This is a genomic window from Oligoflexus tunisiensis (genome assembly GCF_001748245.1).
GTDB classification, from domain to species: Bacteria; Bdellovibrionota_B; Oligoflexia; order Oligoflexales; family Oligoflexaceae; genus Oligoflexus; species Oligoflexus tunisiensis.
Window position 1 is genome coordinate 6636664 of record NZ_BDFO01000001.1, and the last position, 22259, is coordinate 6658922.

Consider the following 22259-nt stretch of genomic DNA (forward strand, 5'->3'; position numbering starts at 1 on the left):
GCATCACAAGGGCGCTTGAAACTGGCCTTGATACCTAGCCGACCTGAATCCATGATCGAAAATCTGCCTGACCTACTCATTGCATAGTAAAGAAAATGCCGAGAGATTTTGAGACGAGAGAAAAGCGTTGTTGAAGAAAGCGGGGCTCTCCATCGCTGTTCAGCGGAGAGTTTTTGAAGAAAGCGGAGATAATGATCGGATTTTTGTAGGCGCTTTTCATTGGGACACGTTGAACGATAGTATATCGTCACGATTAAAATCCTCCCTGCCTCACGCCGCAGTTCGTTGCGACGAATCAGGAATAGCAATGCTCCAAACTTCGGGGCAAGGGCGAATGCATTCACTTTGCAAAGTTCTTCAATTGCCAAATCCTAATTTTCTAAACAGTTGTGACTGCTGAATGGAAAAGGATTGAGAATGTTACGATTGTTTTTGAAAGTCAGTTAGCATAACTGTCAAGGTGACATCAGAAATTAGCAGTTTGCTAAATCCGCCTTTGTGTTGCCGGTTCAGTATTCTTAACCAATCCTGTTAACAAAAAGTTGACCGGGCATGGGTTTGTTCCTAAAAAGAAGGCTTAAGGGATTGTAAATAATAGTGGGATCACTTATGGCCTCTACTGCGTCAGAATATATTAGGTCAAAACTTAAATCTTTTTTGTCTGAGCGGGACACCAGCCTTCGTAAGGTCTCCCAGGACACTGGCGTTGACTATACCACCATTCATCGCATTCATTCGGGCAAGAAAAGGGGCGTTGAGTTTTTCGATGCGATAAGAATCATCTCTTATCTTGACCCTGAAAATTGTCTCAGTTCACTTACAAAGTTTTTCCCCAGAGAAATTGAAGAGATGGCAAATAATGGTCTTGCCAAAAGCCAGACGGACAGGGATATTGCAACAATGCAATACATCGCCGACTCAAAGGACACATATGATGTGTTTATTTTCGTGTCGGAAGGATTGCCTAAAAAACGCCTGGATGTTACGAACGAGTTTGGTCGACGCGGTTCCATTGTGCTTGACGATTTGATAGAGCGAGGCGCGGTCAAAGTTGGGCCTGATGATCAATTGCAGGCATTCTCAAACGAGATAATTCATCTGCCGACTGGCCTGATCAAGGATATTGCAAGACTAAATTTGGAATCAATTGACACCCAAAGTCCCGGATGTCTAATGAGGAACCTTGCAATGGGTTTAAATTTGGCTGGCGCAACAAGAGCTTATGATGCTTTAGCTGAGGCCAACACCAAACTCCAGGAAATATCTCGGAATCCGGAGTACCAGGGGTCCCTTGTTATGCTTTTCACGCTCCTTTGCGGCGTGCATTCCACCAAAGAATCCAGCGAGGCTCAGCCATGAAAATAAAGGTTGCCGTAGCGATTTGCTTTGCAGAAGTTTTGTTGTGCCGGCCCTTAATTGCTGGTGGAAGTTCGGGCGGCAGTGGGCCTCCAGCTAAGGAGACGCTTGAACAAATACTCAAGGCGACTGAACTGCCTGGGGCAGGATTGTTTCTGAATGAGTCAGGCGCAATCAAGCTTGGGGTGAATCGATCTCTTGATTCCAGCTTGTTTGTGACACGTTCGAGTTTACAACCTCAGGCGTTTTCAATTTCTTCCGCTGACTTTGATGCATTACTGACGTCAGAGAGCCGAACAATTGACGCCGAAATGATTGGCACACCAGAAACAGCTGCAAGATCCTACCGAATCGAAGACAGCGACAGGGCTGGTGAGCTGATACTTCGCGACCGCCGTGAAGCCGTTCGCAGTGAAGTCAAGTGATCGAAATGTTATTTAATTGTCCAAAGGCGGCTCAATGGTCGCCTTTTGCGTCTTGCGTCTATGCTCCTTTCCCTTTATATGTTTCGACATTCTAAGGTACCAACCCTATGCTTTGGTAAGGAGCCTGCTTCCGAAGTATTTTCGCAGGGCGACTGCATTGATAGCCTGGATGCCTTCAAGCAGTGCTCGTAAAAGCAAGGTGATTGCCGCTCCGATCCATATCATCAGGTCTTGGGAAACTCCTAGTGGTTTGGCTGGGGAAATTGAGGGTTGAGCCGCGGCCTGCTTTGACACTTCCGCGCCAAGGGTCTCCATTGCATTCCACGCCCGATTTTTGGTTGCCAACTTGAGAGCATCAACTACAGCTTGCAATCCAAGTTCTTGAGCCGGTGCAAGGGTACTATTTGTTAACAGTGCTTCATTTGGCAATTTTGCCACACGATTCCATGCATCGTTTGCAACGTGAAAGGAGGACGAAATCACCATGAAGATATAGCAGGCACAGTACAAAACTTTTCGGGGAAGATCTGTCCAGAATCCATCGAATTTGACAGTCGCCAATGAAAGCATGCCTGCCGAGCCCGCAATAGCAAGAGGCCACGCATACCCAGGAAGCACGTCGTGCTCCCTATAGAACTCGAATTGAAGAAACGAGGCCAGGACTGACAGTCCTATCGTCACTATCAATTGGAAAGCAACCAGTGGGGTCATCAGACTCCGTCTTGCCTCGCTCTTTTTCGTGTCGTTGGCAGGATTAGCCGTGACAGGCAGATGAAAGATATTCGGGGATTCAAACCTTGCAAATTCCATGGCAGGCCTCTCCAAGCTGTCAAAATTTAGCGCAATTCCGGAATTAATACCCATTGGTGACCAGCCGTGGTCCGACCCCTGACCAGAACCGGAAGCCAGATCGAGGTCGGACGCCTGGGCCTGGTCGGACGCCTGGGCCTGGTCGGACGCCTGAGCCTGGTCGGACGCCTGAGCCTGGTCGGACGCCTGGGCCTGGTCGGACGCCTGGGCCTGGTCGGACGTCTGGGCCTGGTCGGACGCCTGGGTCCGGTCGGACGCCTGGGTCTGGTCGGACGCCTGGGTCTGGTCGGATGCCTGGGTCCGGTCGGACGCCTGGGTCCGGTCGGACGCCTGGGTCCGGTCGGACGCCTGGGTCTGGTCGGACGCCCGGGTCTGGTCGGACGCCCGGGTCTGGTCGGGTGTCTGACCAAAATTGGACGCCTGATCGGGGTAGCATACCAACCCACAGTTTGAACTCTGACTAGGTTCCAATACCGTTCCATGGACCGACGCTGATCCTCTTTGGTATGGCGCTGAGCAATCCACAAGTTTAAGCTGTGGGTTCCCCAACAGACGCTGCTCTTTCTCGCGTTGACGCTTTTCCCGACGCCTGCGATTTATCTCATCCCTATTGGCCTGATAATATCTGTCGTTTCGGGCTTTGCGACCTTGGCCGTTCATTGTGCCGTCTCCGTTACCGAGTGCTTTTTGCAGTAGCGGTTATAGAGATCCAAGCATTGTCCGAAATTCAATCGTGAGATGGCGCTTTCAATAGTCACCAACTCTCGCCGTTGCTGGTCAGATATTTTTGCCTCGACAAGTCGCTTAATCTCGGCCCTTAGCTCCCTTGCATTAGTGGGAAGCCGGGGATTCGTCTCTTGGCCCAATCTGCTTTTGGCGGAATTGATTGGATCCTGAAGTAGATGCTGAACAATTACATCAGAGACCTTGCCAAAGTTATGTGATTTTTTTCTGATGAATTCAGGTATTTCGTTCAGTAAATGGTCAAGGTCACTGTTAGTTTGGACGTTATTTAGCGCATGCGTCGCCTTTTGAATAATTTCCGCCCGGTTTCGAAGTGCACAGTCAATGCCGCTAAAAAGAAAATTGATGCTCTTGGCACGCTCGGCGATATAGGGATCGGAAGCTATAGGTAAAAGCTTCTCCATGAAATAAATTTCGTTGCCATTAATTCTCACGTATTCACGGTAAAACTTCTCCTTATCACCCTTTGAAACAGGTGTCTTAACAAGTTCTTCCCAAGCTCGGACGATGCTGTCGACTTCTCGTTTCATATCAAATCGGTTTCGACTATCGGAAGAACTGATTTCCTTTTGGTCATCAATTGGGCTTTCAGGAAAGGAATTAGGCACCGTCTCGGAACGGGGACTGTCCGTGAAGGAAAAGCACTCCCCTTCGCATGGTGAAGGGGTGGGCTCTTGGGCAGGAATTAAAAAAGATTCGCCGACTACGCGCTTGCGAATCGCCACAGACTCGTTCTTGCTCACGAGCACTGATTCGTAGAAATCGAATGCGAGGCTTGAAAGATAGTAATTGTTTGATGATTGCTGAAAATGACCACGTTCGTTGAGGAAACGAAACGCCTCAACTTTCAGATAGCCTTTTTGCTGAAGAGTCCGCAATTTCTTGCGTACCGTCGATTGGCTGATTTTTGTTGAAATTGCAATTGTCAGGATCGACGGAAAAGCTGGATGATCCACAAATGTTTTGTCGAAGGGCATCAGCGAGCCCAGGAACGTCAAAATGGAGTGTTCGTAGTGATCTATATCATGTGCGTGGTCAAACGCTCGGAGATACCGACCGCCTTGATAGACCCGGTGGCCTATCGGGAAAACATTGTGTAATTGTGACATGATTATCCCTCATTCCATGAGGGAGACCGGCAGGTGTTGAAAAGCGGACGTGTCCGTACTAATCTCCAAGTGGAGCGTCGGGGTCTGCTTTGTCGTTATTGCCAGGCTCCGGGTTCCCGGAGATAGAGGCTGCAATCCTCTGTCTCCACCAAAAAGCCAACTTCCTCACACGATATGTGTAACCAAAAAATTTTCAAATCGAATTTTTTCACGAAGTCTGCAAGTTGTTGAGCCACAATAGTTTGCAGCAGCGCATTTTTTTGCGTTCGAGGGAACATCGAGGGAACAGTTGCTAGAGGAAAGCAGAGTATGCAGGAGTAAAATGGGGAAGGTAAAACGGCAGACAAGTTTTTGTTATTGCAAGTTAAAATCGCGATTCAAAAAAAGAATTTGGAAAAGTGTGTTCCTCTTCGAATCCTGCCGCGATCGCTCTCTCACCAGCTGAAACCTGAATCCTCGAAAGTTTCCGTCAGCCCCGTTCCGCATTCCCATCACCAGCGCATTGTTGCGGTCTGAGATGGAAGAAGGGATCCTTGCGCCTTGATTCTGAGCTGCACAATCCTCCTCATGGATTTCCTTGAGGTCTACCATAGGATATGGTGATGCTAAAAGGTGCCGAGCGACAGGCAAGTTCCTCGCCAGCCAAAACTCAGATAATCAATGGTTCACGATGTTGAGGATATTGCCGTCCGGGTCTTTAAACCATGCAACTTTCATGGAATCACCAACGTGGACATCACCTTCCAGCCTAAGACCAGGCATTTCGTAGTGTTCGAAGCGCACGCCTTTATCCTTCAGCGCACGGACTACAGATTCGATCTCTTCACCTACATCCCACGTTACGGCAGTTGCCTTATTTGTCCCCGCATAGTCGGAGCGGTAGACGTTGATTGTGGATCGGCCGCTCTTGTAAACAACGAGCTCCTGACCCTCTGCTGCGACCTTTTCAAGGCCTAAAGTATCCTCGTAGAATTTACGAGCCACATCAAGATTCTTGACCGCGATGTTTGCGCTTGCTTCTCTGTTCTCCAACATATTGGTCTCCTTTTTGAAAGATATCATAATGAAGTTGTCAGGAAATGGATATTAGGTAAGATTTTGCGCTGGATATTTGGAATGCCTTCCGGGAACTAGAGATATCCTGCCAACACAATACTCTCTTAATCTCATTTTCAATCTAAATTAAAGCGCATTTCCTGCAGACGTTTCGGCGTTCTCCAATGCTTCCTCAACTTCCATCTTCCATTGCCGACTCTATTTGATTGTGACCGAAATAATTTCGAATAGTGGATACACACAGTCCCCCTGCATCAGTCAACCCTAGCCTCAATGGAAGATGGTCAGATGAAAAAATTAGCTTTGATATCAGGCCTCATATTGTTAACGTCGTGCGCATCAGATTCAGATTCAGTAAAAACCGTCAATACAGATTTAAAGGTAAAAGGGCAGGTAGGCTCAGCCAAACTCGGGCTCGACAACGATAATGTTGCCATTCTGCAAGAAGAAAAGCAGGCTCAAGATGAGCTTAATATACAAGAAGCGGTCAACATGAGACTGAAAGATGAAGCCAATCATTATCATGGGGAGCTGAGGGAATGCCTTTCTTATCTTGCAGATAAGAGGTTAGGAGGAAATGGGAAAATTCCAGATCTCCCTGATATAGACAATTTGCAAGCAGAAACTGACACAACTGAAGAATTTGGTCAAACTGAAGACGGAAGTCTTAAGGTAGTGAAAAAAACCTCTTTCATTCATAAACTTAAAAACGCCCGCTCATACGATAAATCTTTGAGAGCCATGACGAAGCTCTTATCCAAGCAAAATGATCAGTGTCAGATGGACCTTGAAATCGCTCGGAATAAAGCTGGCCTCCCAGGTAAGAAGACTCAAGCTCAGGGTTACTTTAATGAAAAAGGGAACTGGGTTGAGACCAAGAAAGGCGAAAGCAACTTGAACGATGCTTTTGAAATTCAGTCGGATAACTCAGCCAAGGGAAGCAACTAAACCTAAAGGCATCCGAAGAACGCAGCTCTGAATCAGTGGAATAATAGAATCCACATTCAGATTGATTTGAATGAGGCAGCTACGGCTGCCTTTCTTTTTTGTTGTGGCGCTGTCTCGAAAGGCTTCAGAAGATCCATCTAAGTTATCAATATAATTTAATAAAATATTTTTTCAATACGTTGTCTTATTCCAACCCTCCCGTACGACTATAGGGGGAGAGGCAGGGCTGCCTCATGGCTACCGGGTTGCGAGTGTAGACTATTCACTACGTTTATCAGCGCGTGCTATAGTATGACTGCTCCTGGCTGCTCAAGTGCTCTAAGGCGTGACACCAAATGGTGACATTCATACAAACAACTATTGAGGAGAATTTATGGGTACCAACATTAAAGTACAAACTTGCCTGTGGTTTGATACTGGGGCAGAGGTAGCAGCTGAGTTTTACGCAGGGCTTATTAAGAATTCCAAAGTAACAGAAACAATAAAGCAGAATGGAAAACCGCTGACTGTCACCTTAAATCTCGCTGGGCACGAGGTCATGCTTCTAAACGGGGGACCGATGTTTAAGCAAACAGAGGCCGCGTCCATCATGGCTATCTGCGATGACAACGCCGATGCTGACCGCCTCTGGAAAGCATTCATCGAAAACGGCGGAACAGAGTCCCACTGCGGTTGGCTCAAGGACCGGTGGAATGTTAGCTGGCAAATTGTCCCCGCCGCATTCATAAAGATGGCATCAGATAAGAATCCTGAGAAGGTCGCTCGCATGATGGAAGCCATGATGAGCATGAAACAGTTGGATATCGTCAAACTACAAAAGGCGTTTGACGGCAAATAAAGCCAAGGTCTTCGCTTCCCGTACGACTATAGGAGAAAGGAAGGGCTGCCCCGTGCGCTTCATCTGCACGCTATATCCGTGCAGTTCACCGACGACATTGCCGCGTGCCTGGTGTTCAGCGATTCGATCCATGCGATGCTTCTGACCCACCCGAAATTCAAGGAGTTCTCTCCGAAGCCCATGAGCAACACTGACAGTGAAACAGGCGTGCTCATGGCGATTTCGTGTGACAGCCGCGAGGAAGTGAGTCAGATCGTGAACCGTGCCGTGGAAGTCATAGAATCAATAATCGATTGGACAGAATTGCGCTTGAGTGTGGTACTGAGCCCAAAAACCTTCTCATGGGTCAAAGGCATTTTCAGTTAAGACTCCAAGGCAAATCCCTATTCTACCAGGATGTTGGAGAACTCAGTCTAAACAGTCATTCGCTTAAGAACCAGCTCACTCCGAATGCCTGCTTTACCTTACCGTCCAATGTCGACGGCGAGCTGGTTGAGGTCCACAAGGACCGAATTCATGCAAAGGTTCTCGTCCAATTACCTCAGAGTAAGGCGGAGGAAATTCAGGGAATTGACCTGGAGCCTTTTACACCCGTAAGTGAGAATGTCGAGCTGCAAAAAAACTTCGCTGGAAGCTTCTGCCCAGCCTCGACCAGCTCAATCTACCTCAAAACACCAGAGTACAACTTTAGCTTCGATGTTCCAGGCCACTCCAAGCCCGCTGGCTTCTTAGTCAACCTGATTATTCCAGGTGGTGACACACGACAGCTTTTGTCAAATGTAAATCTGGATATTCAGGGTCGACACCAGTTCTTTATTGACCTAAATCGCGCCCTATTCCGCAGTGACAATAAAGAATTATCACTACAGCTTGAAGTGAGCGATTACCTGGGCAGCAAGTTTGTGACTCCAACTTGTAATTTTATCGTGGATCCTAACCTTCCCACGCTCGTATCCATCAATCAAACAACTTTCTTTCAGGGAATTTATGTCGAGGTTGACGGCAGGAGAAACTTGGAATTCGCAATTCAGAGTTCGCTTCCCCTACAAGAGGTACGCTTGGCTTATCATGCCATGGATGGCCTCACCCCCGTAAAACGTGAGGCATATGTCCCGTTTCAGACAAATGAAAGCATATGGTCCATTTTGACGCCAATGCCTGAACTCTCGGGAGATAATCGGGTTGTCATCGAGATCGAAAGTAAAGCGGGCCAGGTAGCGCGATCAGAATTCACAGTTGATTTTGGTGTTCGCCGCTATGTCAAAGGCGGCATCAGATTGCTTAGCCAAAGCAGCAATGAAAAATACATGGTCATCGTCAATCAGCAGGATGAAATTATCGTCCTGGACGGCAATTTCCTTCCTAAGACAGGGCCGTTTAAAGGGATCCAGGGTATTGTCGCAGCTGAAGTATCCAACGATGGAGCCCACGTCATTCTTCTTTTCGAAGACCATATGCGGATTTTCAATCTCCTTACAAACCACGAGATCCGAATCGAGGAACCTCTTGGCTCATTTAGGATTCTAAATTCAGCGAACAAGATACTGGCTGTGACAGGTTCCTCAATGCTGGCTTGGTACGATCTTCAGACAGGCCTCAAAGAGAGAGAGCTGCCTGTTCCAGACGAAACGATTCGCTTCCTGCAGCTCTCTTCCCGAGAAGAAACTGCAATTGTGGCTACCGACAATCGCAATATATATAAGGTAAATCTAACCTCCTCTCCTAAAGCTCAACTCATTGATAGTTGCGCAATCGGCACAATCAACGTCATTGCCATAGCGAGCGACTCCAAAAGTTTTGCTTATAACTGCAACGAAGTTGTTTTCCATCACAGGCTGGTGAATGAACCGAAGAAATTGGAAGTCTTTCGATTCAAATCGGGAAGTGGCGTGAGAAGCCTGGAATTCGGTCTCTCCATTCCTGGTGGAGAGGAAAGCCAGAGTTGAACTGTCTCTTCAGGACAGACAGATACTCAAATCTTTCGATGATCAACGGCAAATTGTTGGAATTGGCTTTGTCAGCGATGTAAACCAAGCATTCATCGCTTCCGCCGCAGAGAGCCTATCTCTATACCGAGCACGGGATAAGTCGGCGAGCAAATTCATCGGTAAGAAAATAAAGCATCTAAGCATCGCAGGCAGCGGCCATGTTGCAGCCGCTACCATCTTCGATGAGCAATCGCCATCATCCAACGCAGATGCGATTGTGCTTGATGGGACAACAATGGAGCTGGTCGGCCGGGTCAGTCATGACAGGAATGTCAATTTCGTGAATCTATCCCAGGATGGTCAATGGCTCCTCTCAGGATCAGATGATAAAACTGCGAAGATCACTGACCTTCGGCAGGGACACGAGCTAAACTTCATTGCTAAATTCAACCCAGACTTGCGCTCAATCAGGAAGGTCACGTTTGATCAGAGGAACGACAAAATTCTAGCCATGTTCAGCCGGCAGATTTTCGTTTTTCAAAGACAAAATTTGGAAATGCCCCTCTATACGCTTACGGCAAACGACTGGATTCCCTCTGCCGGCTTCGCCGGCGGTGATCGTTATGTAATAAGTGGAGCGGCTGATAAGACAGCCAAAATTCATCACGCAGAGACGGGCGCTCTCCTGGCCGAGGTTACGACCCAAGGCTGGGTTTGGAGCGTTGACCTAACGGCGGATGGCAAGTTTTTTGCCGTTCTCTCTGCCGACAATAAGCTCAGGATTTTCCAATCCGTTCCAGGTTCCTCAGGCGAGATTACGGGCCTTGAAGAGTATTTTGTGTTGGATCTACCCACAGTCGGTGAATACATGAGCTTCTCGCCAGACTCCAAATATTTGGCTTTGAGTCTATGGTCGGGAGAAACCGTTTTGATTGCCTTGGAGGCGAAGCGGCGGTTCAAACTATATTGTTCGAAAACGGGCTTCGCTTCACCTCCCGTCTTTTCTTTAGATAGTCAATACCTCGCTGTTGGTCAAAACAGCGAAGCCTTTCTTTATCGCGTGGCTGATGGGAAACCTGTACAGCATATCGCGCATGACGACCGGATTACTTCCTTGGTTTTTGATAAGACCCATATTTGGAGCGGCTCGTGGGATGGCAGTTTGAAAAAGACCAAACTTGAGACATCAGGCAAAGTTCCTTGCCGCTGACACACCTCCTGGACTGTTACCCATTTCCGACTTTGATGATCCTGGTCACCTCAGGCGCTCATAGAGGGCACCCGACTCGTTTTCCACAACCACGCGCAACTGGGAAGCAACCTCGGGTGGGAGAACCAATGGTCGATTCGCTATGACAAAGTCGTAAGTCGGAAGATGTTGCAAAAATTCGTGGAACTTGCCCTCCAGGTACCATTTGGATGGAGGTGTCGGAAGCTTCTCCTTCACGTGAAAATAGCTGAATGGAGCATCGGTTTCTGCACTGAATAGAGAAGGAATCATTCCTTTCTGTTCAAGAACATACCAACTCACCTGATGGGGGGTCGGATCATAGCGGTATGAATCCGCATCAACCATGAGAAGCTTCTGAGCTGGCGGCACTATAGCCAGAACTTCCATGAGACCTTCCAGGCGGGAATCCGCCTGCATTAACTTTTGCTCGCAAAAAACAAGCTGCACGGCCGCCACTAAGGAAGTGAGCAGAAAGACACCTACAGCAGGTCCAGAAAATTTTGCTATCCTAGCGCTTTGCGCCGGGGTGAGAGCAAAAACAAGAAACACCATGGCTGGCAGCAACACTCGCGTATCAACATCCCAGGCTTTCATGGAGCCGACAGGAAGACTAAGAAACAGAAGGATGAAGCAGGCAAAAAGGGTCGTGTGGAATCGAAACTCATTGGAAGAGAACGACTGGGATCGGAACGTACGAGCGAGGATAAGCAACGTGATCAGGTGAGCCAGCGCAAATACGCGATCCAAAGGCTTTTCGAACCGAAAGAATGGTTCCTCGAAGCGATTGAGCAATTCAGTCCGGGGGGCGAAGTAAGTCCAAAACGTCTCAATTGATGAAGGGTTTGCCAGCTTCTGAATTCCAACAAGCAGAGGTGGCAAAAAAACGAGAAAGCACGCAATCACAAGGGAGCGCCTGTCTTTGCTTGGGAGCCAGAGCATTCGAATCGTCACAGCTATCGTAAAGACGGCAAGTCCGTATGAGTGGGTTAGATACAGAGTTATCGTCCCACACACATAGAGCAGCAGCCAGAGTACTGGTGGTTTAGGCAGGTTTCTTAAAATCTTCTCAGCAATGGCCAATAAGGCAAGACCCATCCCGATTGACAAGAGAAAGTGGGTGTATCCAAGAAAGAAAAAATGCGATTCCAGGACAAATAAAACAAGAATGGTAAACAGACCAGAACACAAAGCCAAGTCCGCCCTATGGCCCGCAAATAGAGGGCAGCACCAGTAGGAATTGCTGAAAAAGCCAGGATGAGCATGAATATACCGACTGTGTTTGCACTGAAGAATTTCATGAAGGCGATAGCCAGGAGATCTCCCATAATGTAAGGCATGGGGTTCCAATCAACCCAGAATCGGTCTGCAAAGTGGCTGGCTTCGTTGGAAAGTAAGGAGGACATAATAAATTGGCGAACAGTATGATTAGGGAGATCAAGGATAGGAAGGTGGTCAAGCCCTAGGAAGACCAGTACACTGGCTCCTACGTATATTAAAGCAAGCAGTATCCACCCAAGCCTCATGGCAGCTCCTAACCTTGGTTACATTGCGACGAACTCTATGACAAACAAGCGCCAGCGCATCATACCAGCTTAAAAGACGTCAGCATTAAGGGCAAGACCAACTATCAGCACGCAGCATGATCTCGATAAAAGGTGGAAACCTGGCATCCGACTTAGCAATTCTAAACTTGGAAATTTGGACCTTCCGATGACTGTCGTCAAGAGACTGTATAAGAGCCTACCTACAGGTGCCGGGAAAATGTTTTATTCTGACGCAGTGTAAAGCATCCTTGATGTTACACCGCTTGAGCTACAAGTCTGTTACGGTGTGTCATTTCACAAATTTGGTCTCTTAGACTCATTACGTTGAGCACCGATGCTGCCAGCAACAGTATGAGGAGGGTTACTTCCATCCACAAGGTCTGGTCTAGCGATGTGCCAAGGACATGGGCCGAACCGATTCAGATCGACCAGCCGGAGTTTCGGGGATCTAGAGTATAATGTTCACTATACCCGGCCTCCAATATAGACTGCTGACGGCCAGCACAAATCGTGAAGATCACCACCTTAGTGAGACATGCATGGAAACAGAAGGACTCAAACAGCTTTCAAAAGAATCCCAGGCGTTCTATCAGCTTGTGCAAGAGCAGAGCCCTGAACTTCTGCCTTACGGAATTCCTGATCCAAATCAAGCCGGGGAGATCATGTTTTCCATAGCTCCGGCAGGGAATCGCGACCTTGCACTCGTCATCTGGATGTGTGATGGCGAACCCAGTGTTGGCTTTGGGAATTTGCACACTCATGGATCGGTGACCATTCATGATCTCGATGACGAAAAATATTATGAATTGTCATTACTTGAATTTGTCCGTGCCATTCGAAATGATCAGATCCTGATCATTCGTGATGAGCTGTCGGGGTCCGATTGCTTGGTCTGGGCTGATCAGAAGGATATGGATGAGCATTTATTAACCGACAGTCTCTATCAGGGAGGTATATCCTTACTATCGTATTCCGGAAAAAACGATAGACGTGTGCGCTAAGTCCTATCGAATCTTGAAAATTCCTCTTCCGGGGGAACTATTGTTCCGGAAAGTCCGGAATCGGCTATGGATGGGGTTTATATAACATATAGAAATTGTCGTCCACCGTGGTAGCGTTCGATCGCTAGCGGGGCAGGTAGTACTCAACATGCTCCTCGAGGCGTACCAGCCAGTAGATTCTCGAAAAACAGCAGACCATTGAGCGAGGAGAGAGCCTTCGAGGATTTCCAGCGGATCTTTGAGGAAGAGTTTGCGAAACTTGATTATCCTCGACCTGTTTACTTCGGAATCGGCATGGCACTTGGCGATATTAAGGGATTTTATCCAGAAATGGGCACCCGAGAATACGATCTTTTCGGCAATTCGATCATATTGGCAACCCGTTACGAGGCCTTGCTGAAGGAATTGTTTAAATCGAGAGACAAAACATCAATGATCATCGTTCAGGAACGATTCTTCTTCTCTTTGACTGAAGAGTATCGGATAAAGTTTGAGTGCCTCGACCTGTACATGACCGATTTTAAAGTGCGCGATGATCCCTCCGCAGAGAGAATATACTTTATTCCGAATCATCAGTCGTTATTGAAACCAAGAATATCTTCCCTGCCGTCCCAGCCCTTGAACCCTTCCAGGCGATAGCTACCTAAATCCAAAGAATAGGCTAGGTCTGCAAAACAAAGCCATAAAAGGATAATGAGTAGCTTGCTCACAGGGTTCTCTCTTTGTTGCGGTTCCTTGAAAATCAAAGGCTGACTATCGGAACTCAAAAGGACATCGGCAAAAAGCCAACACCAGAATTGTTCGCTCGCGTATGGGCAAGGTCATCCCATCGTGTGACGCAAGACCCTACCGGATCGAGGAAGAAACTATCATCACTCTCCGAAGAAGACTTTCAGTTGACCCAAGTAATCCAACACCCCGTCCAGGATGTTCTCGGGCTGAAGGCGGGTTCCATAGTATATCGGTGAGGCTGAATACACCTGACCGTAATGAGCACGAAATGAGGCAGAACTGACGACCTCCAGCTTTTGAGAGACCAAAGGCAAGCCCTGATCAGAAATCTCATAGTTCAACGTGCGAAAGATCTTTCGGTCCGATTCAACTGACGATTTGAAAATCCCCAGCATCTCCTGACCGAAGGAATGACCCTCAGTTCTGAAGCGCTCATAGAGCTTATGGATATCGTAAAAATGGCGCTCCCGCTCAGCTACCGAAAAGCGTTCTCTTCCATCACTATTGCTGAAGCTCGAAATACAGGTCAGGACTGCCAGGGTTTTCTCAATCAACGTTCTCTTGTAATCCATGACCCGCATCTCGAACGGATGTAGGACTTCATTTTTGTCATAGACCTGTGGATTCGCGTTTTTCAGGTAATCACCCAGAATGGAGCCGATCGGAAGAAACAGAGTCGGAAAAGGCTCAGTTCGGAAATCCATCTCCAAAAGAACATGCGGTTTCAGATAGGGTGCCGCAGAAGAGTCGAGTGAACCAACATTTGTTGGACGGACATACTCACAGGTTGTGATGCGCTTGCGTTCGGTGGACTGGACCTTGGCCGTGGACCTGACAAAGGGAAAAGTGCCGATGAATCCTTCGATGCCTTTCAGATAGCCGTCCGCAGCGGCCTTCCCCAGTTGCTTAACCCCATCCGCGGAACAATTCAAAAAGGCTAGATCGATGTCCTCTGAAAACCGATCGATAAGGCCATAAGCCTTGGAGAGGGAGGTTCCGCCTTTGAATACAAGCCTCGATGGTAAATCCGAAAGATTTTCCGGAAGCTTCCCTTGGAGAAGCTCCTTGAGCACCGCAAACACCATGAAATCCTTCCACACGATCTCAGGTGGCAAACTCAAAGCTGCTGAAATCGGTGATACCGAAGCCAGAAACGCCTGATCTGCAAGCAAACTGGAAAAGCTCTGGCTTGGCATCAATCCTCCTTGTCCCACAACGGTTCTTTCTCCAAAATCGATCTCTTACTACGCGACAAAAACGACTCGAAAATTTCCAGATTGGTGAGTGCACGCCGGCCATCAAGCCCACCCATAAGAGCTGCTATGGTCCGAAGGCGCCGGCAAGTGATGTGCGCTGATAGCAGGAATTCATAGAACCCCTGAAGAACTCCCTCAAAGTTTTCATTGGCGATGGATTTGAGTCCAATCAAGCCAAGAAAGGCTCGGACTTCGGTATCACTCAAATCTCTATACTTTTCCATTTGCACCTGACGCACGAGAAGCGTCGGACTGCTATATGCGAACGATGACTTGTACTCCTTCCGAGCCGGAACCTGAGTTGTAAGCCCCATTTCATAAAAAAGGGTGCCTCCCGTCGGGATAAGCCGGTTTATCTCATTGCGATCATTACCAAAAACCGCGTGATCACTTTCCCGTTTTTGCTGCAAGAGCTTGGAAACAACTTGCTCATCGGATAGCGTAACCGGTCCCACCCAGCTTTCGGAGGGCACATAATAGACTCCTCGGCCACCCCGGGTGATTTCACCCCGCTTTGCGAGTCTAGCCAGCTCAGCTCGAATTCTCGGCTCATCCAAGCTCAGTCCTGTCAAATCGCGCCATGAGAATGCCCTGCCTGGAGGCATCTTTTTGATCTCATTCAGGATTATTCGCGACGCCAGGACCTTCATTTTTAACCTCAAACTTCCGAAGTATTCCAGCATATTATCGGCTTTTTTGTAACAAAAGTACAGGGTCGTTTTTTAACAAAATGCGACTTACTTTACTGATTTCATTGAATATAAGAAAAAACAATAATACCTGCACGATACGATCTGTATCGAAGACCATGAGCAGTCAATTGATCATAGTGACTCATGCGTATTTCAATCTTTCTGTCCTTAAGCTGGAGCAGCTCGCCATAGGGACAAATCGCGGAACAAGAACATTTTCTGAGGACTTCACAGATCCAGATTTGGGTTCAGTGGCAGACAAATTGAAATTCATGCACAGGCATGGGATGCGCCACAAATTGAAAAGGGTGGTTTCAATACGATTAAGAGCCATGACCTCTCGCTGCGCGGATAAGGGCTCGGGGTGAAGCCCTCGCCGCTTTGGGGATGGCGACTTGTCCGTCGCTTCCACATTTGACCATGTAGTTGCCAACCGACGTGTTATTCAGTGTTAGATCTCCATCACGATATGCGTTTCTGTTTCTGACACTTGACGAAACCCCAGTCGGAGATAAAGTTTTCTAGCCTTATCGTTTTCTTTCAAGACTTGCAGCCTGAGGGGCAAGTCTTTTACCTTCGCTTCATTTATGACTTTTTTAATCAGCTGCGTACCGATTCCCTTCCCTTGATAAGGCGCGTCAATTTGAATCTCGATGAGAAACATGTGATCGCCGGGCTTGAACTTCGTCGTCCCATCGACCAAACTGACGACTCACGACATCGTAGTAGCAGCGTCTATGCAATCCTCTTAGATATTCCTTGTCAACTTCATCCGACCTTCGAAACGTAATATCCATCACTCAATATCCTTATCGGCAAATCTAGCTGGTTTGCTATTCAACTTCGTAATAACACATCCCAGTGTATTAGACATCTACCGCGGTGATAAAGTTCCGCACCTTACTGATTCTATAAATATACAATGGGCCTTTAAATTGGAGAATCGTCATTTCAGGACGCTGCACTGGTCATGAACAGGCGTGTTTCCCTGCCCTTCTTTGCCCAACGGCAATACTCGTGAGTTCGATACAACTCCAGACGCTGACGTTGATAAGCGGTGATGAATCGAAATGGGTCAGTAAGACGACACTTTTCGAATGTCGAATGCTGAAAATATTTCCAAAGGTAACAGTCACGGATCCACGAGCCCTCGAACACTATACATTGAAATTGCTGGTATTCTATGACAAAGGAAATTTAACCAAGCAATAACCAGAAAGAGCCGATCCATAATAATTTCTTCCTGGGATTAATGAGGAGCTGCCATGACTGTGTCTATATATTCGCTACCTTGGGTTCCTGTCATATTTCTATCATTATTCGCATGCGGAAAAGATGATATTAAGCAGCAAAGCCTTCAGGAGCGCCTTGAAGCAGTGTATGGCTTTACTGACTGCAAGGAAGCCATAATTGGCACTGCATTGACTCAACAGACATGGATCACGGTATTTCACACCTACTTTGGTGGGTATCTTCGCCAGACAGAAACGACTTTCTTAGACGAGAAATGCAAATCCTCATACACCTCTTTAAATCGTTGGGCGGAATACAGTATTCTGAACTCCTCAAATGAGGAGACTGGCGAGATACATTTGGAGATGAAGACCCGAAGGATCTTATCTTATACAAACGAGAATGCACCTTCAGAACTCCCTGGGATACCACACGTCAGCTGCAATATTGAGATGGTAGATGACCTAGAAAAAGAAGAATGCAAGCCTTACTTTGGGACTAGGCGCTACGTGACACTAAACCTTGCCGCCGAAGGTCTTCTGCCATTCAAAGACATAGACAGTGCTGGTACCACTGAGGAAGCACGAAGCACGGAGTTGGCTCCATACACTTTGAGTGTTCTTGATCCGATTGATAAATAGCATTATCGCAAGATCCGGCAGGTCTATACTGAATCATCTAGGCAGGGATCGCACACGGCCCTACTGATTTTATAGCAAGTGCAGCCGTCGTGAACTCCGTTCAGACCTCATGTACCTATCAGACTGCTGAATGTGTCCCGGACCTGGATCGGCACTACGCCGTTGCAGGCCTTGCAGATATTTATCGAAAGCCAATGAAAGTTGCGAAATTCTCTTGCATTCGAAACCACTGAACCAATGCCGTTTGATCATTCGATTAAAGTCATGACTACTTTCATTTATAGACACCGGCAGAATGGATAATCCATCCTAAGCCGATCTGAAAAGTAATATAGCGGACTCGATCCTGTATTTTTGGATTTGACTGGCACTCCTGAATCGTAATGCAAGGCCTGGAACTGGACGATCCGGCTTCCAGAGAAGCGTTGAATTCCAATCGGCCTTTTGCAGGTGCTGACTTATCTTTGTTATACAGAATATCGAGAGGATTCAAATATGGATGAAGAATTGAGTATCCTATGAGAGCACGAAAGAACCTATGGTCATGTGCTGTACCGGCTCCAGGGCCAATGTATCCTCCTTTGCCAAGGATCGCACTGTAGGTAGTGCTTCCGTCATAATATGAGGAAGCTATACCATACTGTTGCAGGTTCATCGTTTCATTATCAGCATTCAAAAAGGGATTATCCTTTTCAATCTCAGAAGAGAGCGTGGATCTGATTCTTGAGATATCAAGTCTTTGTGCCCCAAAATTCAGGCCAACACCAAAACCTTCGCTACTTTCTCTGTCTAATCCTCCTAATTCAGCGTTTACCGAAAAATTATGCGTGAGTCTTGAATCTTTCAGATCCTTTGACAGGCGGACTGCAATAGTCGGAGCAAACTCGAACGCAAACAGGTTTGAACTTACTAAGGACAGTCCGGCCAAACCAAGCTTCATCAAAATCAGCATTCTCATTGAATGGAGTTCACTCCTCTTTGAAGCAATTGTATACTCTTGGCGCGTTCTTGTAGTCGCACTTAAATCCCTTACATTGCCAGTAGCTAATCTTTGGGATTAAAAAACATCCCAACGCCGAGGAAAAAGTCACTAATAGATTTTTTTACGACTCGCCCCCTCTTCTGCTCCAAATCGCTATCGATATCTCTTTCGACCAATCTGGCCCCGGCAAAGAATATCGAATAATTAAAGGATAACATGCTGTAGCGGCCGTTGAATTTTCGCGGCCCTCCTGCCTCTTTGATGTCAACAATCTGTGCGATATGACCAGCGCTAAGATGAACCATATTCGTGGTCATCCCTAAGCGGCCTAACTCATATGCGAGTCCGAACTCCACAGCGCTGCCGTCCTGAGTGTGGGTTACTGCCGCTGTATAGTAGTCTTTCAACAGCACACCATATGTAACCCAAGTTTCTCCTTTGGAAAAGGACGTGACTCTTCCCCAGACTCCAAACTCGCCAGCCAATGCGGTGTCACTCCAAATCAGAATCGAAACGAATAACGCTCTCATCCTCCCCGTCCTGCCGCTTGCCATCAGTTAACCTCAAATTTGTTTTTTTGGCTTTTTTACAAGATCGACTCCGTAGTCACAATCTGCGATACCTGACTTGCTCTCAAACTGCCAGAATTTGGATAGACAAAATTTTCGGCAATGTTGTTCATAATTCTGCCATAAAATCACGTTCATGGGAAAAGTTACAGACCCGATAAAGATATTAAAATCAATGGCTAATACTAAACTTACTTTCATACTATGGATTTCTGACAAAAAGACCGATCCTCTGTTTGAAGATAACGGGGAGTTGTGATGGCTTTATCAAAATATGCGAAAGCGGGACGCCCTCTCATATGCTTAATGCTATGTGCGTGCGGCAATGATGAGACTAAGCAGTCCCTTCAAGAGCGATTCGAAGCAGTCTATGGCTATACGGATTGCAAGGAGGTGGAAATTGGTACGGCGTTAGCGCAACCAACTTGGATGATAGTATTTCACACTTACCATGGTGGCTACCTAGACCAAGCTGAGACAACCTTTTTGGATGAAAACTGTAAAACAACGTTTACCTTTCTCAATCGTTGGGCATCATATCAAATTCTGGATTCCTCAGACGAGGACACAGGGGAAATACTACTGGAAATAAAAACCAGAAGGATCATATCAGGCATCAATGAAAAGTTCCAGCCAGGTGCTCCAGTGATAGACTGCAATGCTGAGATGGCAGAAGACATAAGAAAAGAAGAATGTAAGACCTACTTTGATTCCACCCAGTTTGTCACCCGCTATGTGACTTCAAAATTGACCGCTGAAGGCTTGCAGCCCTTCAAAGACGTAGACAGTGCAGGCACTAGCGAGGAGACAAGAAGCACAGAATTGGCTCCGTATGTTCTGAGCGTTCTTGATCCGATCGATAAGTAAGCGCGCCAAGCTCATACTAAGACCCTGCCTTACCTAGGGCTTTGATTCAGCCTCGATAGGGGCGCCCTCTGGTCGAATCCAGGGGTATCGTCGCGTGTGGCAAAGAAGAAGAAAAAGTTCCCAAGATATCCCGTCCAATGCATTCAATCAAGGATGCTGATGTCGAAATATTGATAGATAATGACGATGCAGATCCCGATTATTCTGGTATAGCTTTCATTTTTCAAATGAACGAAGGGGAAGACCTTCCTGATATCTGGGAAATAAATAAGACGGCACCTGGAAATTCTGCGCTTCAGACACCTGCATGCCCACCGTATTTGGCTTTCCACTTGTAGAAAGCCTAGTGGCACAGGAGATTCAACTAATCAACGGAAGAGAATGACAGGGAACCCTCGCTACTTATCAATCGCATCAAGAACACCTAAAGTGTATGGGGCCAACTCAGTACTTCTAGTCTCCTCAGTTGTGCCTGCACTATCAATATCTTTGAATGGCTGCAGCCCTTCAACTGAAAGGTTTAAGGTCACATAGCGTTTGGCCTCAAAGTACGGCTTGCACTCTTCCTTCCGGAAGTCTTCAGCCATTTCAACATTGCAATTAGCCTTAGGGATTCCGACCATTTCCGGTGGAGCATTTTCATTTGTTACTGCAAGAATCCTTCTGGTCTTAATTTCCAAATATATCTCTCCTGTTTCTTCGTTTGAGGAACTCAAGATCTGATACGATGCCCATCGATTTACTGAGGTAAACACTGTTTTGCATTTCTCATCAAGAAAGGTAGTCTCCTTTTGGTCAAGATACCCCCCGTAGTAGGTATGAAAGACTCTAATCCATGTTGGTTGCATCAGCGCGGTGCCAATCGTCACCTCTGTGCAATCCGTATAACCATATATAGCATCAAACCGCTCTTGCAAAGATTGTGGCTCCACCTCATCATCTCCGCAAGCTGCAATCCATAAGCACAAAAATAATACCGGAACCAGGGTATGCATTGACATCAGCTCTCCTCTCGGCCTCTAAAATTTTTGATCGGTATATGACCTTAGAGACCAAAGATCTCAGGGGAACCAAACTTGTAAACAGACAACCTGGCGGCGGTCAATCGATCGGATCAAGAACGTTCAAGACGTATGGAGCGAGTTCTGTGCTACGTGCCTCCTCCGTAGTGCCTACGGTGTCGATATCTTTGAAGGGCTGCAGACCATCAGCACTTAGGATTAAAGTTACATAGCGAGGGACAAAACTGGTAGCATCAAAATAGGTCTTACATTCCTCTTTGCGAATATCGGTTCCCATTTCTACATTGCAATTGACGTCTGCTATCCCAGGAAGCTCTGGAGGAGCATTCTCATTGGTACCTGATAAGATCCTTCGGGTCTTGAGCTCCAAATGTATCTCTCCGCTCGCTTCATTTGAGGAGCTTAGAATACTGTATGTTGCCCAGCGGTTTAGAGAGGTGTATGAGGACCTGCACTCCTCGTCGAGAAACGTCGTTTCAATTTGGCGAAGATAACCACCAGAGTATGTATGAAATACCGTGATCCATGTTTGCTGAGTCAATGCGGTGCCTATAATCGCATCCTTACAATCAGTATAGCCATAGACTGCTTCGAACCGCTCCTGAAGGGATTGTTTGGTCTCATCCCTCCCGCACGCGCAAAGAATTAAGTACATGAGAGGGGCGCCTACGTTAGCATATTTAAGTAATCCCATGGCAACTCCTCTTCATAACAGAACTTTAGATCGGTCTCTTGGCAAAAAATCTTGACTCTCAAACGTGACCTGACTTAGTTACTAGGGGTTCAAAGAGAAAAAGAACCCATTCATCGGGTGCCCCGATTATGCAATAGGAGTCAGTCCTTGTATTTCTTCCGAAGTTCGCCAACGGCACTCAAAGTCTGCAAGAGCAGAAACCAAACGCTTATAAAAGCCAGAATAAACGCCTGCTCCTTGACGATGCCCCATTGAATAGGTTTATTAAACGCTATGCTGGCCCCTATTCCTGCTGCAATAAGAAACAGGAAAAAGGCCAAGCAAAGCACCAACAATCGGCGATCGCGCTTACTGGTGCTAGCCAAAACATACTTGAGGTTGTCCAGAAGACCATATTTCATAAACCCATCCTTTTCAGATGATCAGGAACAGATCCAGGACAGAGTTTACTGGCGGAATAAAGCGCCTGCCAATAAACCCGTCGTTCGACCTATCACTTTCGTCTGGCATGGCGGGACTTACAACTTTTAACCTCGCGGACATGGGATTTGAAAACCTGGCCTGGATAACCTTAAGACAAC

The 22259-nt window shown here is 47.0% G+C and carries 26 protein-coding genes; 13 read left to right on the forward strand and 13 right to left on the reverse strand.

Going from position 1 to position 22259, the window contains the following annotated elements:
• Window positions 1–609 precede the first annotated feature (609 nt).
• Window positions 610–1359, forward strand: coding sequence for a helix-turn-helix domain-containing protein (locus OLTU_RS27525; RefSeq protein WP_141735934.1), 750 nt, complete (start codon window positions 610–612; stop codon window positions 1357–1359).
• Window positions 1356–1781, forward strand: coding sequence for a hypothetical protein (locus tag OLTU_RS27530; protein WP_141735935.1), 426 nt, complete (start codon window positions 1356–1358; stop codon window positions 1779–1781). The genes OLTU_RS27525 and OLTU_RS27530 overlap by 4 nt, the downstream gene beginning before the upstream one ends.
• A 105-nt stretch (window positions 1782–1886) precedes the next feature.
• Here the strand turns inward: OLTU_RS27530 and OLTU_RS27535 are convergent, their stop codons facing one another.
• A complete protein-coding gene (locus OLTU_RS27535; protein ID WP_141735936.1) occupies window positions 1887–2591 on the reverse strand; it encodes a hypothetical protein in 705 nt (234 codons plus the stop codon).
• A gap of 66 nt (window positions 2592–2657) precedes the next feature.
• Between OLTU_RS27535 and OLTU_RS27540 the strand changes: the two genes are divergently transcribed.
• Window positions 2658–3044, forward strand: a complete 387-nt coding sequence (locus OLTU_RS27540) for a collagen-like domain-containing protein (protein WP_141735937.1) — start codon at window positions 2658–2660, stop codon at window positions 3042–3044.
• 203 nt (window positions 3045–3247) lie between these two features.
• Here OLTU_RS27540 and OLTU_RS27545 read toward each other — a convergent pair whose 3' ends face one another.
• Both OLTU_RS27545 and OLTU_RS27550 read right to left on the reverse strand, forming a co-directional pair.
• Window positions 3248–4444, reverse strand: coding sequence for a helix-turn-helix domain-containing protein (locus OLTU_RS27545; RefSeq protein WP_141735938.1), 1197 nt, complete (start codon window positions 4442–4444; stop codon window positions 3248–3250).
• Window positions 4445–5101: 657 nt separating this feature from the next.
• Entirely contained in the window at window positions 5102–5479 is a 378-nt protein-coding gene (locus OLTU_RS27550; protein WP_141735939.1) for a VOC family protein, read from the reverse strand.
• Window positions 5480–5788: 309 nt separating this feature from the next.
• Between OLTU_RS27550 and OLTU_RS27555 the strand changes: the two genes are divergently transcribed.
• Both OLTU_RS27555 and OLTU_RS27560 read left to right on the forward strand, forming a co-directional pair.
• Window positions 5789–6448 (forward strand): hypothetical protein, encoded by a 660-nt coding sequence (locus OLTU_RS27555; RefSeq protein WP_141735940.1) that lies wholly within the window; start codon window positions 5789–5791, stop codon window positions 6446–6448.
• A 373-nt stretch (window positions 6449–6821) separates the two neighbouring features.
• On the forward strand, window positions 6822–7286 hold the full coding sequence (locus OLTU_RS27560; RefSeq protein ID WP_141735941.1) for a VOC family protein: 465 nt from the start codon (window positions 6822–6824) through the stop codon (window positions 7284–7286).
• Here OLTU_RS27560 and OLTU_RS32140 read toward each other — a convergent pair.
• Window positions 7260–7418 carry a hypothetical protein gene (locus OLTU_RS32140; protein WP_176737019.1) on the reverse strand — a complete coding sequence of 53 codons (159 nt, stop codon included), beginning with the start codon at window positions 7416–7418 and terminating at the stop codon, window positions 7260–7262. The genes OLTU_RS27560 and OLTU_RS32140 overlap by 27 nt on opposite strands.
• 48 nt (window positions 7419–7466) lie before the next feature.
• Here OLTU_RS32140 and OLTU_RS32530 point away from each other — a divergent pair, with 48 nt between their 5' ends.
• The 3 genes from OLTU_RS32530 to OLTU_RS27570 are packed head-to-tail and all read left to right on the forward strand — an operon-like array spanning window position 7467 to window position 10424.
• Complete coding sequence (locus OLTU_RS32530) at window positions 7467–7652, forward strand: hypothetical protein (RefSeq protein ID WP_218110316.1); 186 nt, start codon at window positions 7467–7469, stop codon at window positions 7650–7652.
• Window positions 7628–9232 (forward strand): hypothetical protein, encoded by a 1605-nt coding sequence (locus OLTU_RS27565; RefSeq protein WP_141735942.1) that lies wholly within the window; start codon window positions 7628–7630, stop codon window positions 9230–9232. The genes OLTU_RS32530 and OLTU_RS27565 overlap by 25 nt, the downstream gene beginning before the upstream one ends.
• Window positions 9210–10424 (forward strand): WD40 repeat domain-containing protein, encoded by a 1215-nt coding sequence (locus OLTU_RS27570; RefSeq protein ID WP_141735943.1) that lies wholly within the window; start codon window positions 9210–9212, stop codon window positions 10422–10424. The genes OLTU_RS27565 and OLTU_RS27570 overlap by 23 nt, the downstream gene beginning before the upstream one ends.
• Before the next feature lie 45 nt (window positions 10425–10469).
• Here the strand turns inward: OLTU_RS27570 and OLTU_RS27575 are convergent, their stop codons facing one another.
• Window positions 10470–11633 (reverse strand): hypothetical protein, encoded by a 1164-nt coding sequence (locus OLTU_RS27575; protein WP_218110317.1) that lies wholly within the window; start codon window positions 11631–11633, stop codon window positions 10470–10472.
• An 895-nt stretch (window positions 11634–12528) separates the two neighbouring features.
• Here OLTU_RS27575 and OLTU_RS27580 point away from each other — a divergent pair.
• Window positions 12529–12990, forward strand: a complete 462-nt coding sequence (locus OLTU_RS27580) for a hypothetical protein (RefSeq protein WP_141735945.1) — start codon at window positions 12529–12531, stop codon at window positions 12988–12990.
• 198 nt (window positions 12991–13188) lie between these two features.
• Window positions 13189–13629, forward strand: coding sequence for a nucleotidyl cyclase domain-containing protein (locus OLTU_RS27585; RefSeq protein ID WP_141735946.1), 441 nt, complete (start codon window positions 13189–13191; stop codon window positions 13627–13629).
• Between the two features lie 233 nt (window positions 13630–13862).
• Here the strand turns inward: OLTU_RS27585 and OLTU_RS27590 are convergent, their stop codons facing one another.
• From OLTU_RS27590 to OLTU_RS27600, 3 genes are all read right to left on the reverse strand, one after another.
• Window positions 13863–14918, reverse strand: coding sequence for a nucleotidyl transferase AbiEii/AbiGii toxin family protein (locus OLTU_RS27590; protein WP_141735947.1), 1056 nt, complete (start codon window positions 14916–14918; stop codon window positions 13863–13865).
• Window positions 14918–15661 (reverse strand): hypothetical protein, encoded by a 744-nt coding sequence (locus OLTU_RS27595; protein ID WP_218110318.1) that lies wholly within the window; start codon window positions 15659–15661, stop codon window positions 14918–14920. The genes OLTU_RS27590 and OLTU_RS27595 overlap by 1 nt, the downstream gene beginning before the upstream one ends.
• A 460-nt stretch (window positions 15662–16121) precedes the next feature.
• A complete protein-coding gene (locus tag OLTU_RS27600; protein ID WP_141735949.1) occupies window positions 16122–16334 on the reverse strand; it encodes a GNAT family N-acetyltransferase in 213 nt (70 codons plus the stop codon).
• Window positions 16335–16935: 601 nt separating this feature from the next.
• Here OLTU_RS27600 and OLTU_RS27605 point away from each other — a divergent pair.
• Entirely contained in the window at window positions 16936–17544 is a 609-nt protein-coding gene (locus OLTU_RS27605; RefSeq protein WP_141735950.1) for a hypothetical protein, read from the forward strand.
• Between the two features lie 274 nt (window positions 17545–17818).
• Here OLTU_RS27605 and OLTU_RS27610 read toward each other — a convergent pair whose 3' ends face one another.
• Complete coding sequence (locus OLTU_RS27610; protein WP_141735951.1) at window positions 17819–18502, reverse strand: hypothetical protein; 684 nt, start codon at window positions 18500–18502, stop codon at window positions 17819–17821.
• Window positions 18503–18588: 86 nt separating this feature from the next.
• Window positions 18589–19056 (reverse strand): hypothetical protein, encoded by a 468-nt coding sequence (locus OLTU_RS27615; protein ID WP_141735952.1) that lies wholly within the window; start codon window positions 19054–19056, stop codon window positions 18589–18591.
• Between the two features lie 297 nt (window positions 19057–19353).
• Here OLTU_RS27615 and OLTU_RS27620 point away from each other — a divergent pair, with 297 nt between their 5' ends.
• Together OLTU_RS27620 and OLTU_RS32535 are read left to right on the forward strand one after the other, a co-directional pair.
• On the forward strand, window positions 19354–19962 hold the full coding sequence (locus OLTU_RS27620; protein WP_141735953.1) for a hypothetical protein: 609 nt from the start codon (window positions 19354–19356) through the stop codon (window positions 19960–19962).
• Window positions 19963–20099: 137 nt separating this feature from the next.
• A complete protein-coding gene (locus tag OLTU_RS32535; RefSeq protein ID WP_218110319.1) occupies window positions 20100–20300 on the forward strand; it encodes a hypothetical protein in 201 nt (66 codons plus the stop codon).
• A 60-nt stretch (window positions 20301–20360) separates the two neighbouring features.
• Here the strand turns inward: OLTU_RS32535 and OLTU_RS27625 are convergent, their stop codons facing one another.
• The 3 genes from OLTU_RS27625 to OLTU_RS27635 all read right to left on the reverse strand — a co-directional run bounded on the left by OLTU_RS27625 (window position 20361) and on the right by OLTU_RS27635 (window position 22079).
• Complete coding sequence (locus OLTU_RS27625; protein ID WP_141735954.1) at window positions 20361–20963, reverse strand: hypothetical protein; 603 nt, start codon at window positions 20961–20963, stop codon at window positions 20361–20363.
• Between the two features lie 100 nt (window positions 20964–21063).
• Window positions 21064–21678, reverse strand: a complete 615-nt coding sequence (locus OLTU_RS27630) for a hypothetical protein (protein WP_141735955.1) — start codon at window positions 21676–21678, stop codon at window positions 21064–21066.
• A gap of 140 nt (window positions 21679–21818) precedes the next feature.
• Entirely contained in the window at window positions 21819–22079 is a 261-nt protein-coding gene (locus OLTU_RS27635; RefSeq protein ID WP_141735956.1) for a hypothetical protein, read from the reverse strand.
• Between the last annotated feature and the right edge of the window lie 180 nt (window positions 22080–22259).